This is a genomic window from Ruegeria sp. HKCCA4812 (assembly GCF_013034245.1).
Lineage (GTDB): Bacteria > Pseudomonadota > Alphaproteobacteria > Rhodobacterales > Rhodobacteraceae > Ruegeria.
Map to the genome: position 1 here is coordinate 63,809 of NZ_WQFQ01000003.1, position 15,827 is coordinate 79,635.

16 protein-coding genes are annotated in these 15,827 nt (G+C 60.5%); 9 read left to right on the top strand and 7 right to left on the bottom strand.

The window, feature by feature from the left end; translation table 11 throughout:
* Positions 1-112: 112 nt before the first annotated feature.
* The gene (locus tag GOW04_RS10635; protein WP_171229653.1) at positions 113-682 is read left to right on the top strand and encodes a hypothetical protein; all 570 of its coding nucleotides are present in this window, start codon (positions 113-115) and stop codon (positions 680-682) included.
* 88 nt (positions 683-770) lie between these two features.
* On the opposite strand, the gene lepA is transcribed toward GOW04_RS10635, so the two are convergent.
* A complete protein-coding gene (gene lepA, locus GOW04_RS10640) occupies positions 771-2,570 on the bottom strand; it encodes a translation elongation factor 4 (protein ID WP_171232532.1) in 1,800 nt (599 codons plus the stop codon).
* A 117-nt stretch (positions 2,571-2,687) separates the two neighbouring features.
* Here lepA and GOW04_RS10645 point away from each other — a divergent pair, with 117 nt between their 5' ends.
* The 3 genes from GOW04_RS10645 to GOW04_RS10655 all read left to right on the top strand — a co-directional run bounded on the left by GOW04_RS10645 (position 2,688) and on the right by GOW04_RS10655 (position 5,286).
* Positions 2,688-3,791, top strand: coding sequence for a hypothetical protein (locus GOW04_RS10645; RefSeq protein ID WP_171232533.1), 1,104 nt, complete (start codon positions 2,688-2,690; stop codon positions 3,789-3,791).
* Between the two features lie 167 nt (positions 3,792-3,958).
* Complete coding sequence (locus GOW04_RS10650; protein WP_171232534.1) at positions 3,959-4,267, top strand: hypothetical protein; 309 nt, start codon at positions 3,959-3,961, stop codon at positions 4,265-4,267.
* A gap of 65 nt (positions 4,268-4,332) precedes the next feature.
* Entirely contained in the window at positions 4,333-5,286 is a 954-nt protein-coding gene (locus GOW04_RS10655) for a LysR family transcriptional regulator (RefSeq protein WP_171229649.1), read from the top strand.
* Here the strand turns inward: GOW04_RS10655 and GOW04_RS10660 are convergent.
* Positions 5,283-5,726 carry a low molecular weight protein-tyrosine-phosphatase gene (locus GOW04_RS10660; protein ID WP_171232535.1) on the bottom strand — a complete coding sequence of 148 codons (444 nt, stop codon included), beginning with the start codon at positions 5,724-5,726 and terminating at the stop codon, positions 5,283-5,285. The genes GOW04_RS10655 and GOW04_RS10660 overlap by 4 nt on opposite strands.
* Before the next feature lie 28 nt (positions 5,727-5,754).
* On the opposite strand from GOW04_RS10660, the gene GOW04_RS10665 reads away from it, so the two are divergent.
* Both GOW04_RS10665 and GOW04_RS10670 read left to right on the top strand, forming a co-directional pair.
* A complete protein-coding gene (locus GOW04_RS10665) occupies positions 5,755-6,453 on the top strand; it encodes an NAD-dependent deacylase (RefSeq protein ID WP_171232536.1) in 699 nt (232 codons plus the stop codon).
* Positions 6,454-6,514: 61 nt separating this feature from the next.
* The gene (locus tag GOW04_RS10670; RefSeq protein ID WP_171232537.1) at positions 6,515-7,123 is read left to right on the top strand and encodes an HdeD family acid-resistance protein; all 609 of its coding nucleotides are present in this window, start codon (positions 6,515-6,517) and stop codon (positions 7,121-7,123) included.
* 91 nt (positions 7,124-7,214) lie between these two features.
* Here the strand turns inward: GOW04_RS10670 and GOW04_RS10675 are convergent, their stop codons facing one another.
* From GOW04_RS10675 to meaB, 4 genes are all read right to left on the bottom strand, one after another.
* A complete protein-coding gene (locus GOW04_RS10675; RefSeq protein WP_171117622.1) occupies positions 7,215-7,688 on the bottom strand; it encodes a copper chaperone PCu(A)C in 474 nt (157 codons plus the stop codon).
* A 40-nt stretch (positions 7,689-7,728) separates the two neighbouring features.
* A complete protein-coding gene (locus tag GOW04_RS10680) occupies positions 7,729-8,079 on the bottom strand; it encodes a hypothetical protein (RefSeq protein ID WP_171232538.1) in 351 nt (116 codons plus the stop codon).
* Between the two features lie 407 nt (positions 8,080-8,486).
* Positions 8,487-8,774: a 50S ribosomal protein L28 gene (gene rpmB / locus GOW04_RS10685; protein ID WP_050603240.1), complete on the bottom strand. Its 288-nt coding sequence runs from the start codon at positions 8,772-8,774 to the stop codon at positions 8,487-8,489.
* A 186-nt stretch (positions 8,775-8,960) separates the two neighbouring features.
* Positions 8,961-9,932 carry a methylmalonyl Co-A mutase-associated GTPase MeaB gene (gene meaB, locus GOW04_RS10690; RefSeq protein WP_171232539.1) on the bottom strand — a complete coding sequence of 324 codons (972 nt, stop codon included), beginning with the start codon at positions 9,930-9,932 and terminating at the stop codon, positions 8,961-8,963.
* Between the two features lie 208 nt (positions 9,933-10,140).
* Here meaB and hrpB point away from each other — a divergent pair, with 208 nt between their 5' ends.
* From hrpB to GOW04_RS10705, 3 genes are all read left to right on the top strand, one after another.
* Complete coding sequence (gene hrpB / locus GOW04_RS10695) at positions 10,141-12,594, top strand: ATP-dependent helicase HrpB (RefSeq protein WP_171232540.1); 2,454 nt, start codon at positions 10,141-10,143, stop codon at positions 12,592-12,594.
* Positions 12,595-12,762: 168 nt separating this feature from the next.
* Positions 12,763-13,221, top strand: coding sequence for an NUDIX hydrolase (locus GOW04_RS10700; protein WP_171232541.1), 459 nt, complete (start codon positions 12,763-12,765; stop codon positions 13,219-13,221).
* Between the two features lie 89 nt (positions 13,222-13,310).
* Entirely contained in the window at positions 13,311-14,786 is a 1,476-nt protein-coding gene (locus GOW04_RS10705) for an inorganic phosphate transporter (RefSeq protein WP_171232542.1), read from the top strand.
* 9 nt (positions 14,787-14,795) lie between these two features.
* Here GOW04_RS10705 and GOW04_RS10710 read toward each other — a convergent pair whose 3' ends face one another.
* Positions 14,796-15,770, bottom strand: a complete 975-nt coding sequence (locus GOW04_RS10710) for a 2-dehydropantoate 2-reductase (RefSeq protein ID WP_171232543.1) — start codon at positions 15,768-15,770, stop codon at positions 14,796-14,798.
* Positions 15,771-15,827: the final 57 nt, after the last annotated feature.

Below are 15,827 nucleotides of genomic sequence, written 5' to 3' on the forward strand. Positions count from 1 at the left end.
GGGTGGGGTGATGGAGGAAATCCAAGTTCAAATGTGGGTTGCAACGAAACCTTACTCCAGCAATTCTTCTAGCGGCCAAACATCTCGGCATGCGAGAAAATCGAGACAACTGATGAACAGTTTTTTTCCTGTCAAAGGCACAGCTATCGAAGGTCTTCTTCCGCCCGAGTTCGTCTATGATCTGGGTGTATATTTGCAGACTTGCGCGCACATCGAGTTGCTAGCAAGCGCTCTGACCGTTTGCCTTCGGGGCTTGGAGCCGGAACAAGACGACTGGTTCAATGAATACTGCCGGGTGAGAAAACTCTCCACGAAAAAGCTTATCAAAGAACTAAGAAAATCTAGTGAACCCGCAAAAAAGTTTGGGTTCTCTGATGACTTGTCCGCCCTTGCTGACTGGATAGAAAGGTTTGTCCAAAACCGTCATATGGCTGCGCACGGGGCGTTCTTCGGGTCGCCAAACGGATTTCTACGTGTCGACTATGTTACAAACACTGGTTCGAGAAAAAATCCCAATTACAAGCGCGCAACCAGTGCCGTGACGCAAGAAAACATTGACGAGGCGCTTATAGATGCAAATCGGATTTACCATATTGTCCTTGGAATGATCGGCCATATCCAAGAAGATTTGCCAATTAGGCTTCACCGAGCGATAGTGCCGATAGTAGAGCACCCTACCTAAAATTTTGCTTGTTCTCCTGCCCCGCGAAGTGGACAGACAGTTAGCTGCACCAATCGCCTTGACCGACCATCACTTAAAATGGGCAGCCTCAGCTGTCCATCTTCAACGCCGAAATAAACGCCTCCTGCGGGATATCGACCTTCCCGAACTGGCGCATCTTTTTCTTACCCGCCTTCTGCTTGTCCAGCAATTTGCGTTTCCGCGTGGCGTCGCCGCCGTAGCATTTGGCGGTCACGTCCTTGCGCAGCGCCGAGAGGGTCTCGCGGGCGATGACCTTGCCTCCGATGGCGGCCTGGATCGGGATTTTGAACATGTGGCGCGGGATCAGGTCCTTGAGCTTTTCGCACATCGCCCGGCCCCGCATCTCGGCCCGGTCGCGGTGAACCATCGTCGACAGCGCATCGACAGGTTCGTCATTAACAAGGATCGACATCTTGACCAGATTGTCCTCGCGGTAACCGGTCATCTGGTAGTCGAAGGACGCATAGCCCTTGGTCACCGATTTCAGGCGGTCGTAGAAATCAAAAACAACCTCGTTCAGCGGCAGGTCATAGACGACCATGGCGCGGCTGCCCGCATAGGTCAGGTCCATCTGGATGCCGCGGCGGTCCTGGCAGAGTTTCAGCACGTCGCCCAGGTATTCATCCGGCACAAGGATGGTCGCCTTGATGCGCGGTTCCTCGATATGATCGACCTTCGAGGGGTCGGGCATGTCGGCGGGGTTGTGCAGCTCGATCATTTCGCCGTCTTTCATGTAGACGTGATAGATCACCGACGGCGCGGTGGTGATAAGCTCGATATCATATTCGCGTTCGATGCGGTCGCGGATGACCTCAAGGTGCAGAAGCCCGAGGAAGCCGCAGCGGAAGCCAAAGCCAAGTGCGGCCGAAGTTTCCATTTCAAAGCTGAAGCTGGCATCGTTGAGCGCCAGTTTGTCGATCGCATCCCGCAGGTCTTCGAATTCGGCACTGTCCACCGGGAACAGGCCGCAGAACACCACCGGCTGCGCGGGTTTGAAGCCCGGCAGGGCCTCTTCGGTGCCGTTGCGGTCATTGGTGATGGTGTCACCAACGCGGGTGTCGCGGACCTGTTTGATGGATGCGGTGAGGAAGCCGATCTCACCGGGGCCAAGGCTGTCAACCATCTCCATCTCAGGCCGGAAGACGCCGACGCGGTCGACGTGGTGCAGGGTGCCGTTCGACATGAACTTGACCCGCATGCCCTTTTTCAGCGTACCGTCCATGATGCGGACCAGAACGATGACGCCCAGATAGGCGTCGTACCATGAATCCACCAGCATCGCCTTGAGAGGCGCGTCCAGATTGCCCTTCGGTGCGGGCAGGTGCTGCACGATTGCTTCCAGAGTTTCGTGGATGCCCTGCCCCGTCTTGGCGGAAACCTGAATGGCATCGGTCGCGTCGATGCCGATCACATCTTCGATCTGTTCGGCCACGCGGTCACAGTCGGACGCGGGCAGGTCGATCTTGTTCAGCACCGGCACGATCTCATGATCCGCGTCGATGGCCTGATACACATTCGCAAGCGTCTGCGCCTCGACCCCTTGGGTCGAGTCCACGACCAGCAGAGAGCCTTCGACCGCGCGCATCGACCGGCTGACCTCATAGGCGAAATCCACGTGGCCGGGGGTGTCGATCAGGTTCAGCACGTATGCCTCGCCATTGTCGGCGGTATAGTCGATGCGGACAGTGTTGGCCTTGATAGTGATGCCACGCTCGCGCTCGATATCCATGCTGTCGAGCAGCTGTTCCTTCATGTCGCGATCCTTGACCGTTCCGGTCTCTTGGATGAGCCGGTCAGCAAGGGTGGATTTGCCATGGTCGATATGCGCGACGATGGAGAAATTGCGGATATGAGCGAGGTCTGTCATGGGTTGGGGATATGTAGAGGAATCGTGGGTTGGTCAATAGAAACGCGACAGAGTTTCGGTGCCCTGTGCATTTAACAATAAAACGACGGCTTGGAACGGCCATTTGAGAGGATACGCATGGTCGACTTTAGCCGCCCATTAGAGCTAGAAGAGTGGTTGCAATCACTTCCAACCACTGCATTGAGGGCATTTGCGACGCGTGCGGCATTGCAGGTTCTACCATACGCTTTTGGTTTGGCAGATAGTTCCAGTAGAAGTTTTAACCACCAGCAACTGCTGTTGGCCTGTTTCAGGGGCAATGTTGTTTCCGGCCTTGTTGGCGTTGGACTGAGCGAAGAAGCAAGTTCTCTTCCCGTTGACGCCCTAGAAACACTCAACACTGCCAATAACACAGACGCCCTATCCACCCTCGTCGACCCCAACGACACTATCACTGCTGTTGCAGCAACCTTCTATTCTACCCGCGCAGACGATGCCCAAATCATCCATGATCTTATGGCTGACGTGCCCACCTACGGCACAGACAGAGCCCGCGCTCTCACCGTTGATGCTGAAGCACTCACCATCGCACCCGAGAGTACCGCACAACTTTTCGCCACCGAACTTTGGCATGGTCCGGTGCCAGAGCCTTACGCCGCATTGTCGCAGGCGTTCTTCGAAAGCGCTCCGGGCACGCCATGGGAGTTCTGGGCTGAGTGGTACAAGAAAATGCTGAACGGAAACCCGCTGGACTGGGAGTTACAGCGGCGAGTTGCCTTGATTGAAAACAGTATTTGGATGGAGGGTCCGGAAGCGGTCGCAAGAGAAATCGAAAAGATTCAAGCCCGACGGCACGTCGAACTCACACTGGCAGAGCTAAACGACAGCTTCAAAGCGCAGCCTCTGTCCCGTCTCGGCATCGGTGGGAACAACCCTCCTGAGAGCATTCAAGACGAGCATTTGGTCGGTGCTCTCACATTGATTTGGGAAGCCGAAAAAGAGCTGTCGAACGCGTTGGATCAGGAAAGTCCTGCTCGTGAGTGGATTGAGGCAATCCTAGCTAAGTTCAAATTCGGATTGGCAGGCTTTCTCAAGTGGTGCGCAAGCAAGGGCGATCTTGCGGTCGATACTTTGATCAAGTGGGGTATTCCTGCTACCGGAGCGGGGTATGCCGTTAAGTATCCGGAGAAAATTGAGGCGCTTATCAAAGCCGTAGAGCAATGGCTGCCTTTCCTTTCCTAACGAGTGCCGGGCTGAAGCCCGGCCTACGGGGGAATGTATCGTTTCCGGCTCGTGTATTCACTTTTTCGCAACGTATGATTGATCCGCGCGCCCGTTTGATTCATACTCCCGCGCAAACCGAGAGGGGCGCAAGATCCCTCCGGGCAGGCAAAAAACGAGGCTCGAGTATGAAACAGTTCCTCTTAATCGCATTTTGTGCGGCATCGCTGAAGGCTGTGGCTCCGGTTGCTGACGCGGCGCAGATCAAGCGGGCGTGTCTGGCGTCGGATCGATCAGCGGCGACGCGGGATCGGTGCAGTTGCATCCAGCGCGTAGCAGATCAGGCGCTTACCCGTAGCGATCAGAAAACCGTGGCCAAATGGTTCACCGATCCCCATCAGGCACAACAGTTAAAGATGTCGCAGACCGCGCGCGATGATGCGCTGTGGGACCGGTATCAGAACTTTGGCCAGATGGCACAGGCGATCTGCAGCTAAGCCCTTCTGAAACCTTGACCTGATCCACGCTGCGCCCCAGAAAGGCGCAGCGAAAGGTGTATCTTATGGTGATGAAAGGGCTGACCCTGCGGGGCCTTGAGGTGTTCGAGGCTTTGGCGCGGACGGGATCGGTGGCACAGGCCGCCGAGATCACCGGGCTCAGCCAGCCATCCGTTTCCCAACAGTTGCGCAATCTGGAAAAGGCTCTGGGCACCGAACTGGTCGATCACGGGCGCCGACCGATGCGCCTGACACAGGCCGGGCGCAGTTTTCTGGTGCGGGCCGAGGCGGTTCTGGCCGAGCTGCAAATGGCACAAAGCGAATTGTCGGTCATGGATCTGGGGCATCTGACCACGCTGTCCATCGGGCTGATCGACGACTTCGACAATGATCTGACCCCGCGGCTGGCCACGTTGCTGGCAGACAGTCTGACCCGATCGAATTTCAAACTGATCACCCTGTCCAGCCTCGATCTGTTCGAGGCCTTGGCCGAACAACGCCTGCACATGGCCGTCACCGCCCATAGCGGAGAAGTGCTGGAGGGGGTGGTCGAGTACCCTCTGGTCCGGGATCCGTTCATTCTGGTTGCGCCTCAGGGGGCGGGCGGAGTGGAGGCGGCACAGAACAGCCTGCCGTATCTGCGCTATGCCCGCGAGCAGCTGATCAGCCGGCAGATCGAGGCGCATATGGCGCGCGGCGCGCAGGAGTTCGAGGAACGGTTCGAGATCGGCTCGCACATGGCGCTGATGGCCATGGTTGCAAGGGGTCTGGGTTGGGCGATCACGACGCCGCTGGGTTTCATGCGCGCCGCGCGGTTCCATGACGGGCTGGAGGCCCACCCTGCCCCGTTCGGGGATTTCTCGCGCAGCATATCCTTGCTGGCACGAACGGGCTGGTCCGATCAGGTACCGCAGGAAGTGGCGGGTATGACACGGCGTCTGATGCAGAACCAGATCGTTGACCCGGCTTTGGCCAAACTGCCCTGGCTGGGCGGATCGCTGCGGGTGATCGGCGGCTAACTGTCCAGACGGGCGGCAAGCCCCTCGACCGCCGCTTCGATCAGGTCCAGAGCGCCATCGAAATCCCGCGTGTAATATGGATCAGGCACATGATCCGCGCCGGCTTCAGGGGCGAAATCGGTCAGCAGGCGCACCGGGGTGTCACTGTCGGCGGGGCGCAGATCCTCGATATCCGCGATGTTGTTGGCGTCCATGCCCAGGATCAGATCGAAGCGATCGAAATCGGCAGCGGTGAACTGACGGGCGCGCAGGTCGCCCAGATCGATTCCCCTGACCTTCGCGGCTGCCTGCATCGGGCCATAGGGCGGGTTCCCCGCATGCCAGCCCATGGTTCCGGCACTATCGGTTACGTGATGCGGCGCGCGGGCGCGAAAAACGCCCTCTGCCGCGGGGGAACGGCAGATATTGCCCAGGCAGACAAAGAGGATACGGTGTGACATGCACCAAGCTGTACCGCGCGGAGGAGAAATGGAAAAGATCGTGATTCTGACCGGGGCCGGAATTTCCGCCGAAAGCGGGTTGAGCACCTTTCGCGATGAAGGCGGATTGTGGGCCCAGCACCGGATCGAGGATGTCGCCACGCCGGAAGGATTCGCCCGCGACCCTGCACTGGTTCAAGGGTTTTACAATGCGCGGCGGGTTCAGGCCGCCAGGGTGCAACCCAATGCTGCTCATGAGGCACTGGCCCGGCTGCAACGGGAGTGGCCCGGAGACGTCGTGATCGTGACCCAGAACGTGGACAGCCTGCACGAGGCGGGCGGCGCAAAGGATGTCATCCATATGCACGGAACTTTGGCGGGCGCGCTGTGTTCAGCCTGTGGCCATCGCTGGACCGCCCCGCCCGAAATGGCGGTTGGGGAATCCTGCCCCGCCTGTGCGCGACCCACGGCCCGGCCCGATGTGGTCTGGTTTGGTGAAATGCCGTATTTCATGGACGAGATTTATGACCACTTGACCAGCGCGTCGATTTTTGCCGCCATTGGCACCTCGGGTCAGGTTTATCCGGCGGCAGCGTTCGTGCACGAAGCACAGGCGGCGGGCGCTCGGACGATCGAGATCAATCTGGAACCGTCACCGGGCGCATCCGGGTTTGATGAAAGACTTGTCGGCAAAGCGACCCAGACAGTTCCGCGATGGGTCGGGCACCTTCTTGCACCGCATAGTTAAAGTACAGACAACACTCGCTTAATTCGGTTAGACTGCCCCCGAAACGACTGGAGGACAAGACATGACGGATCAGGACCCCCGGACCGGTGAAATTCTGGATGAAGGCAGCATGGCCGGGCGCGACATGCTGGGAGAGCAGCTTTCCAGCCTGTGGTGGACCTTTCTGCTGCGCGGAGTATTGGCCGGGCTTGTCGGTATTGCAGCACTGTTCTGGCCGTCTGGCAGCATCGCGTTGCTGCTGCGGCTGGTTGGTGTGCTGCTGATCCTCGATGGTGGCCTGACGCTTTTGGGCGTTGGGCGTCGCGGGGTAATGGGCGGCGCTGCAATCGGTGCGCTTCTGATCGGGCTTGTCCTGCTGATCTGGCCGGAAGGGACGGTCAAACTGGCCTTTTTCCTGATGGGCGCCTGGGCGCTGATCATCGGGATCGGCTCGCTGGCGGCATCCGGGCAAATGCACGAGAGAGACCCTCAACGCGGCTCCATGCGCGTTTCGGGTTTTGTCGCGCTTGTGGTCGGGCTAGTTTTGATGATCTGGCCAGCGGTCGCGCTTGTTGCGCTGGGATGGGGCATCGCCTTTTCGGCGCTGGCCATTGCCGCGGTCATGTTCTGGCTGGCATCCCGATTCCGCCAGGCCGGTGACCGTGTTGGTATGAAAACCATCAACAAATAGCACCAGTGGCGGCCGCAGAAACAACAGGCCGGGCAATGCCCGGCCTGACGCATGGATGACGGCCGCCGCGCGGCCGAAGACAGGCGTTGCCCTAGTTCGAATGAGATCCGTGTCCGCCCATGTCCTGACGCTCCAGATCGACCGGGATTTCGATCTCAACCTCGCCAGCCTTTTCAAAGATCAGCGTCACCGGAACCATGGCGTCCTGCTCGAACGGTTCGGTCAGCCCCATGAACATCACGTGGTCGCCGCCACGTTTCAGCATGTGGGTTTCACCTGCCGGAATGGCAAAGCCTTCCTCGACATGCACCATCTTGGCCACGCCATTGTCGTCGACTTTGTGCGTATGCAGTTCAACCCGGGCAGCGGCATCCGACGTCACGCCGACCAGACGGTCGTCCGCATCGCCCAGATTCTGGATCATCATGAACGCGGCGCCTGCCTTGGCGGTCTTTCCCGACGACCGGGCATAGGCGTCATCAACTTTGATAGTGCCTTCGGCAAAAGCGGGCATGGCCAGGGTCAAGGCGGCCAGGGTTGCAAACAGAGTAGTTTTGAGGGACATCGTGCCTCTCCTGTATTGTAGGTTTGAAAAAGTAGTGTCTTCAAACACGTACAGGCGGCGCGCGCGCCGGGGTGCCGGGGACCGGCAAGGCGATTTGATTGACCAGATGTCGCAACGGCGCTATCTGCGCCCGCTCTGGCGCCATAGGCATGGGCGGCTGGGCAACGGCGACCGCGCCCATCAGGGACAGTGCGTAATCCGGGCAGTAATGCGGTGGCGCGGTGGGCTGCCCGTCTTCGTCCATATAGACAACGACCGGACCGGTGCCTGTGCACAACACCATCTGACCCACGGCCTTGTCCATGCCGCGGGACACGGCAAGGCCCTGCCCGGTCAGAACCAAAAGCAGGGACAGAACATAAGGCAGGAATCGTGTAGTGGCTGGTCTCATCCTGACCCGGGTATAGGTCAGTCGGCAGAGTAGCTTCAAGCGCCAAAGGGTCGCGCTTGAAGCTGGTTTCAGTAATCAATTCCCGGTCGTTTCACCTTGCTTGTATTGAAGCTGGTGTGGGAACGATTCACCCTGCGCTGCATCCGCGTACAAGCCGAAATTGCTTTGCGAAAAACCGCGGCCAGAAACAGGAAAAGGTAGAAACTTTTTAACGTCATAGTGAGGCCCCCGCCTGATGAATGACAGTAACGATAGGTCAGATTCGGCATTCCGTATGTGAAGCAATTCACCAATAGCGGAAAATAATTTCGAAATTGAAAACAGTGTCGGGCTGCAGCGGGCGGCTCAAAACGAAAAAGCCCTGCACCTCAGAGGTGCAGGGCCTGAAAATCAATAAGCGAAAAGGCTTAGGCCGTGGCTTGCGCCTTGGCGATTTCCTTCTTCACTTTCAGTGCGTTCGCCGACAGTTCTTCATCCTTGGCTTTGGCCAGGAATGCGTCCAGACCACCGCGGTGGTCAACCGAACGCAGAGCGGCTGCCGAGATGCGCAGCTTCACGCCGCGGCCCAGGGTCTCGGACTGCAGGGTAACGTCATTCAGGTTCGGCAGGAAACGACGACGAGTTCTGTTTTTGGCATGGCTGACATTGTTGCCAGTCATCGGGCCTTTTCCGGTCAGTTCGCAACGGCGCGACATGGTTTCTTCCTTTGTTTCTGGAGGCCGGGCACAAAGCCCTTGGCCAAATCACAAGGGGCACAACCCGAAGTCGCGCCCGAAAACTGGTTGGATGCGTGTAGTGGGAATCGCAGGAAGGGTCAAGACGGACCGAACGAATTCTTTCATTTTGCGCCCGCCTTTGAAACCTTGCCCCCTTTCACCCCGTCAGCTCAGCGTGCCAAGCAGTTCTTCGGCCGCGCGGGCCGGGTTCAGACGCCCGGCCGAGACTTCGGCGTTCAGGCGTTCCATCTCGGCCTTGGCCTGCGGCGTGTCGAGCCGGGCCAGAAGGGCATGGCGGACTTCCTGATCGAACCAGTATCGCGCCTGGGCGGCCCGGTTGGCTTCCCAGATACCGTTGTCGCGGCGCCACCGGGTCAGGGATTGCATCTCGTCCCAGGCTTGCTCCAGCCCTTGTTCTTCGACCGCTGAAACGGTCATTGCCTTGGGGAAACCTTCGGGATCCTGCGGGCGCTTGCGCAGCAATCGCAACGCACCGGCATAGTCTGCGCATGTCCGGGTCGCCGTGGCCTTCAGGTCGCCATCCGCCTTGTTGATCAGGATGATATCGGCCATCTCCATGATGCCACGTTTGACACCCTGCAATTCGTCCCCACCCGCCGGGGCCAACAGCAACAGGAACAGGTCCGACAATTCGGACACCACCGTTTCGGACTGCCCGACGCCCACGGTTTCAATCAGCACCACGTCATAGCCTGCGGCCTCGCATAGGGCGATGGCCTCACGCGTCCGTCGGGCAACGCCCCCGAGATGGCTCTGGCTGGGGGAGGGGCGGATAAAGGCGTTCTTCTCGCGGCTCAGGCGTTCCATCCGGGTTTTGTCCCCCAGAATCGAGCCCCCTGAACGGGCAGAGCTGGGATCGACTGCCAGAACCGCGACACGCAGCCCCTGCCCCGTCAGCATCATGCCAAAGCTTTCGATGAAGGTGGACTTGCCCACCCCGGGCGTACCCGACAAACCGATCCGGAGCGCCTGACGCCCCGATCCCGCGAGCTGGGCCAACAGCTCGCTGGCCTGTGCACGATGATCGGCACGATTGCTTTCCACCAGTGTGATCGCGCGGGCCAGCGCCCGGCGCTCGCCCTTCAAAATCCTGTCGCTGAGGCTGTCTGTCTGCATTCTTGTCCCGATCCCAGAGGCAGGAATAGTTGCCGCGCTCGGGGGGCGTTTGTCCAGACCGCAGGTCTCCGGAAATGCAATCAAAGCGAAAGCTGCGTCAATTCGTGCGTTGCTTGGCCGTTCAGGGTTGGACCTGCAGCCCCGGTGTCACCAGAACGCGCCGGCGGGAGAACTGGACGACACCAGCATGATCGCGGATAAGAGCCGGATGACGATACGCCTGCCCATCGACGACGCCATTCCCGAACTGCTGGACAGATTGCGCGCGCAGGGCCGCGCGGTATTGCAGGCCCCACCGGGGGCGGGCAAGACCACGCGGGTTCCCCTGGCAATGCTCGAGGCGGGTTTGTGCGATGGCAGGATCGTGATGCTGGAACCCCGGCGGCTGGCGGCCCGGGCCGCGGCCGAGCGGATGGCCGAGACGTTGGGAGAGCGCGCGGGACAGACCGTGGGCTACCGTGTACGTGGCGAGGCGAAAGTGTCGAAAGACACCCGGATCGAGGTGGTGACCGAGGGCATCCTGACCCGGATGCTGCAATCCAACCCGGATCTGCCGGGAATTGGCGCGGTGATTTTCGATGAATTCCACGAACGATCTCTGAACGCCGATCTGGGGTTGGCCTTGTGCCTCGAGGTGACCGACGCATTGCGGGACGATCTGATCCTGCTGGCCATGTCAGCCACGCTGGATGCGGATCCCGTCGGCGCGTTGATGGCGGCCCCTCTGGTCACATCGGACGGGCGCAGCTTTCCGGTTGAGACGCGCTGGCTGGATCGGCCATTGGGGCCGCAAGCGCGACGGTTGGATGCGTTGATCGATCTGGTGGTGCAAGCCGAGCGTGAGACGCGAAAATCCGGCGGCGGAATTCTGGTTTTCCTGCCGGGAGAGGGCGAAATCCGACGCGCTGAAAGCCTTTTGAACGGTCGGTTGCCCGACAGTTGCGTGGTGCGCCCGTTATTCGGAGCCATGCCCTTTGCGGCCCAGCGTGCGGCGATTGCCCCGGTGGAACATGGGCGCAAAGTCGTGCTGGCGACGTCGATTGCCGAAACCTCGCTGACGATCCCCGACATCAAGGTCGTGGTGGATATGGGACAGGCCCGGCGGGCTCGGTTCGATCCGGGATCGGGCATGTCCCGGCTGGTGACCGAACGGGTGACCCGGGCCGAGGCCACACAGCGCGCGGGCCGGGCCGGACGGGTGGCCGAAGGGGTGTGTTACCGGCTCTGGTCGAAGGGGGAAGACGGTGCCCTGGCCGCCTACCCGCCTGCCGAGATCGAAGCGGCGGACCTGACCGGGCTGGCGTTGGAGCTGTCCCTGTGGGGCGCTGACGCGGCCGATCTTGCCTTTCTGACTCTACCTCCCGAGGGGGCGATGGCCGAGGCGCGGGCTTTGCTGACAATGCTGGGCGCACTCGATACCAATGGACGGATCACCGATCATGGGCGCGCCCTGGCAGCACTGCCCTTGCATCCCCGGTTGGGGCACATGCTTGTGCGGGCCGGTCCGAACGCCGCCCCGTTGGCGGCGTTGATGGCCGAGCGTGACCCCCTTCGCGGTGCGCCGGTGGATATCACCCTGCGGCAAGAGGCGCTGCGCGACCCCCGGGCCTTTCAGCGCAACAGGATCTGGCAGGTCAACATGGGCGCAGTGGATCGGATCAATGCCGAGACCAGACGGCTGCGGAAACAGCTCAAGGGCGACTCGGCCGATCTGAGCTCCGCCGCCATGGCTGCGCTGGCCTATCCTGACCGCATCGGGCAGCGGCGCAAGGGTGACGCGCCGCGCTATGTGCTGTCAGGGGGGAAAGGCGTTGTTCTGGACAGTGCGGATTCACTGGCCAACGCGCCGTTTCTGGTCGCCATCGACACGGATGGCAACCCGCGCGAGGCGAAGGTCCGGATGGCCACCCAGATTTCGGAACGCGACATCCGCGATCTGTTCGCGGATCAGATCCGCTGGGTCGAGACCTGCGCCTGGTCCAAACGCGAGCGGCGGGTCGTGTCGCGGCGGCAAGAGCGGTTCGGCGCGATCACATTAGACGACCGCATATGGAAGGACGTCCCGGACGACGCCGTGGCCCGCGCGATGCTGGATGGGATACGCGATCTTGGCCTGCGGCTGGAGAGTGCCGCCGCGCGCTTGGCCGCCCGTGTCGAACTGGTGCGCGCCGATGGCGTCGATCTGCCCGATTTTTCGGTCGCAGGCCTGATGGCCGACATGGAGGACTGGTTGCTGCCCATGCTGTCAGGGGTCAAAAGCGCTGAAGACTGGAAGAAATTCGACCTTTTGCCCGCCCTGCGCGCGCGGCTGGACTGGGCGCAGACGCAGGAACTGGACCGGCGCGCTCCGGGGTCATTTGAAACGCCGCTGGGGCGCAAGGTGCCAATTGATTACAGCGCGGCCGTGCCGGAAATCTCGGTCCGTTTGCAGGAAGTGTTTGGCGTGACCCGACACCCGGCGATCGGCGGCCAGCCTTTGAAGATCACTCTGCTGTCACCGGCGCAGCGCCCGATCCAGATAACGCGTGACCTGCCCGGTTTCTGGGCGGGCTCTTACGCGGATGTACGCAAGGACATGAGGGCGCAATACCCCAAACACCCCTGGCCCGAAGACCCGACCCAGGCTGATCCCACGCTGAGGGCAAAACGCAGACGTGACTAGAGCCGTCAGCAAAGCCCGAGCCTTGCCCATAATCCACAAAACAACCCAGAAAACCCTCAAAAAATCGGCCAAACCCGGCCAAAACTGGAAGGTTTAATTGAAACTCACCATTTCCGTTGTTAAGTCGTATCAACTTTGAAGGCATAGAGTAGACTGACAAAATAGCTGATGAATGCATGGCTGCAAAATATCTGGGAAGAGGTAGGACGACCGCTGTTCCTGCGCCCCCGACGGGTGCAGTTTGCGGCGTTGTGCACCCGCACTCATGATGGGCAGGATCTGGTCTTGCTGATCACCAGCCGTGACACCAAACGCTGGATCATCCCGAAAGGCTGGCCCATCGATGGTTTGAGTGGCGCGGAAACAGCCCTTCAGGAGGCCTGGGAAGAGGCCGGGGTGCGCGCGGATGCGGTTCACGATGAACCCATCGGCCAATTCACCTACGACAAGATCCTCAAAGACGGATCGGCGCAACCGGTATTGACCAATGTCTACAGGATATCGGTGCGTGCGCTGGCCGATGACTTTCCCGAGGCCGATCAGCGCGAGCGCGGCTGGTTTGCGCCGGCTGAAGCTGCCACCCTGGTGCAAGAGCCCGAGCTTCAGGCCTTGTTGCGCAGACTGTAAGGAATTCGCAACATTTCGATGGCACCCAGCTTGCCTGAGCAGCCGGATACCGTTAGTGGCGCACGATCCTTCACTATCTGACCAAGTTCATGTCTGACACGAATCCGAAACCACGCTGGCAAACGTTGGACAGCGACCTGCACCGAATTTCGCGGGTCGAAACCGCCAACATCCATGTCGCGCGCCACCTGCTGGCACCGGGGGTCGCACTGGCCTTCATGGCGCTTGCCGGGCTGACGGCGGCGGTCCTGTTCGGTCGGGCGGATGGCAGCCATGTCGTGGTCGCGGCGGCCGCGTTCGGGGCCTATATGGCGATCAATGTCGGTGCCAATGACGTGGCCAACAACATGGGCCCAGCGGTCGGTGCGAATGTGCTGACCATGGGCGGCGCCATCGTGATTGCCGCCATTGCCGAAAGCGCTGGTGCGTTGCTTGCGGGGGGTGACGTGGTCTCGACCATCTCAAAGGGGATTGTCGACCCCGCCTCGGTGCAAAACAGCGAGGTGTTCATCTGGGCCATGATGGCGGCGCTGATATCTTCGGCCATGTGGGTCAACCTGGCGACCTGGATCGGCGCCCCTGTGTCCACAACGCATTCAGTCGTGGGCGGGGTAATGGGTGCAGGCATTGCAGCAGCGGGCCTGAGCGCGGTGAGCTGGGGCACGATGAGTGCAATTGCAGCCAGCTGGGTGATTTCGCCGATGCTCGGGGGGGCGGTTGCCGCGGCTTTTCTGGCGCTGATCAAGTCGAAAATCCAGAATCAGGACGACAAGATTGCCGCCGCGCGAAAATGGGTACCTATCCTTTTGGCGGTGATGGCGGGGGCCTTTGCCACATACCTGTCCGTCAAAGGCCTGCAACGGATCGTGCATATCGATCCCAAGATGGCCCTGTTGATCGGGTTGGGCGTGGGGCTGCTGACCTGGTCCGTGACCGTCCCGTGGGTCAAACGCAGATCCGAAGGGATGGAGAACCGGACCCGGTCGCTGAAAACGCTGTTTGGCCTGCCGCTTGTGATCTCGGCCACGTTCCTGAGCTTTGCCCACGGCGCAAATGACGTGGCCAATGCGGTCGGCCCACTGGCCGCGATTGTCCACGCGGTCGAGTTCGGAGAGTTCGCCGCGAAAGTTCCAATCCCGCTTTGGGTGATGATCATCGGAGCGTTCGGGATTTCCTTCGGTCTGTTTCTGTTCGGCCCCAGGCTCATCCGGATGGTGGGCCGCCAGATCACCAAGCTGAACCCGATACGCGCCTTTTGCGTCGCCCTGTCGGCGGCGATCACCGTGATTCTGGCCAGCTGGCTTGGCCTGCCGGTCAGTTCGACCCATATCGCCGTTGGTGCCGTCTTTGGCGTCGGCTTCTACCGCGAGTGGGATTCCGAGCGCCGGCGCAAGCGGGGAAAGCTTCAACGCACAGCACAACACCTTGCCCCGGAAGAATACCGCCGTCGCAAGCTGGTACGGCGGTCGCATTTCATGACCATCGTGGCCGCGTGGATTGTCACCGTGCCCGCCGCCGCAACCATGTCGGCCGTCATTTACTGGGTGCTGACCGCGTTCGCCTGAGGGTTGACGTCAGAGCCTGATCTGTTCCGGCGACAACGGGTGATCGGGTGCATGTTTGATCAGGTCGGACACCTGCGTGCAGATGGGTGTCGGCACTCCGGTTTCGTGACCCATCCGGATGATGTGACCTTGCAGGCTGTCAATTTCCGTTTGCCGCTCAGCCATGAGGTCATAGGCCATGGACGTTCGCGCGCTCGGGTCGATTGTCAGCATCCGGGCCGCGATCCTGGTGAACAGCGGTGTCGGCAGCCGCAGAATATGCGGGGTCATCCATGCCGGAAGCGGTGTGGTCGAGGCTACGGGATGACCCGCCGCCTTGAGGACGGTCAGCGCCTCGGACATCTGATCCGCCATGAGATTGCGCCAGTCGCGGTTCATCAGCTGATCCACCAGCGTGAGGCCCGACAAGGCATTGAGCGCATTGTTCAGGTTGATCACCAACTTGCCCCATTGCACGGCTTCGATCTGGTCGCTGGACGTGACGGGAAGGTCTGCGCTGCTCAGCTGCGCGGCCAGGTCACCAGCGCCGCTTTGGATGACGATCTCTCCGGACGTGGCCCGATGATAGGTGGCGGGGGCAGTCGGCACCACGTTGAACGGAACCATTCCGGCGCGTATGTCGCGCCCGGGAAGGGCATTGCGCAATGTTGCGGCAGCTTCGATACCGTTTTGCCAGGACAGGATCGGGGCATCCTGCCGCGCAAAGCGCTCAATTTGCTCGGCCATGTCTGCGGTTGCACCCGATTTGACGGTGACGATGACCAGTTCGGCCTGATCCAGACAGGCCGGATCTTCGCTGAGCGTCAGGCCCCCGGTCGGAATCGTGACGTCAAGGCCATCAAAGTCAGTGACCTTCAGCCCGTGCTCTCGGATCGGGTCCAGCACACGGGCGCGGCCCAGCAAGGTCACGGAGTGCCCCGACCGGGCCAGCAAAGCACCACAGTAACAGCCGATGCTGCCCGCGCCTGCAAGGACAAGTTTCATGATACCCCCTCCGGTACACCCGAAAAGGATCACCGCAAACGTCCCGTGACACAAGCC

What these genes read in the sequence shown, in the direction of transcription:
- GOW04_RS10635 (WP_171229653.1), top strand. Translation starts at nt 113, where the DNA reads ATGAACAGTTTTTTTCCTGTCAAAGGCACAGCTATCGAAGGTCTTCTT.
- lepA (WP_171232532.1), bottom strand. Translation starts at nt 2,570, where the DNA reads ATGACAGACCTCGCTCATATCCGCAATTTCTCCATCGTCGCGCATATC.
- GOW04_RS10645 (WP_171232533.1), top strand. Translation starts at nt 2,688, where the DNA reads ATGGTCGACTTTAGCCGCCCATTAGAGCTAGAAGAGTGGTTGCAATCA.
- GOW04_RS10650 (WP_171232534.1), top strand. Translation starts at nt 3,959, where the DNA reads ATGAAACAGTTCCTCTTAATCGCATTTTGTGCGGCATCGCTGAAGGCT.
- GOW04_RS10655 (WP_171229649.1), top strand. Translation starts at nt 4,333, where the DNA reads ATGGTGATGAAAGGGCTGACCCTGCGGGGCCTTGAGGTGTTCGAGGCT.
- GOW04_RS10660 (WP_171232535.1), bottom strand. Translation starts at nt 5,726, where the DNA reads ATGTCACACCGTATCCTCTTTGTCTGCCTGGGCAATATCTGCCGTTCC.
- GOW04_RS10665 (WP_171232536.1), top strand. Translation starts at nt 5,755, where the DNA reads ATGGAAAAGATCGTGATTCTGACCGGGGCCGGAATTTCCGCCGAAAGC.
- GOW04_RS10670 (WP_171232537.1), top strand. Translation starts at nt 6,515, where the DNA reads ATGACGGATCAGGACCCCCGGACCGGTGAAATTCTGGATGAAGGCAGC.
- GOW04_RS10675 (WP_171117622.1), bottom strand. Translation starts at nt 7,688, where the DNA reads ATGTCCCTCAAAACTACTCTGTTTGCAACCCTGGCCGCCTTGACCCTG.
- GOW04_RS10680 (WP_171232538.1), bottom strand. Translation starts at nt 8,079, where the DNA reads ATGAGACCAGCCACTACACGATTCCTGCCTTATGTTCTGTCCCTGCTT.
- rpmB (WP_050603240.1), bottom strand. Translation starts at nt 8,774, where the DNA reads ATGTCGCGCCGTTGCGAACTGACCGGAAAAGGCCCGATGACTGGCAAC.
- meaB (WP_171232539.1), bottom strand. Translation starts at nt 9,932, where the DNA reads ATGCAGACAGACAGCCTCAGCGACAGGATTTTGAAGGGCGAGCGCCGG.
- hrpB (WP_171232540.1), top strand. Translation starts at nt 10,141, where the DNA reads ATGACGATACGCCTGCCCATCGACGACGCCATTCCCGAACTGCTGGAC.
- GOW04_RS10700 (WP_171232541.1), top strand. Translation starts at nt 12,763, where the DNA reads ATGAATGCATGGCTGCAAAATATCTGGGAAGAGGTAGGACGACCGCTG.
- GOW04_RS10705 (WP_171232542.1), top strand. Translation starts at nt 13,311, where the DNA reads ATGTCTGACACGAATCCGAAACCACGCTGGCAAACGTTGGACAGCGAC.
- GOW04_RS10710 (WP_171232543.1), bottom strand. Translation starts at nt 15,770, where the DNA reads ATGAAACTTGTCCTTGCAGGCGCGGGCAGCATCGGCTGTTACTGTGGT.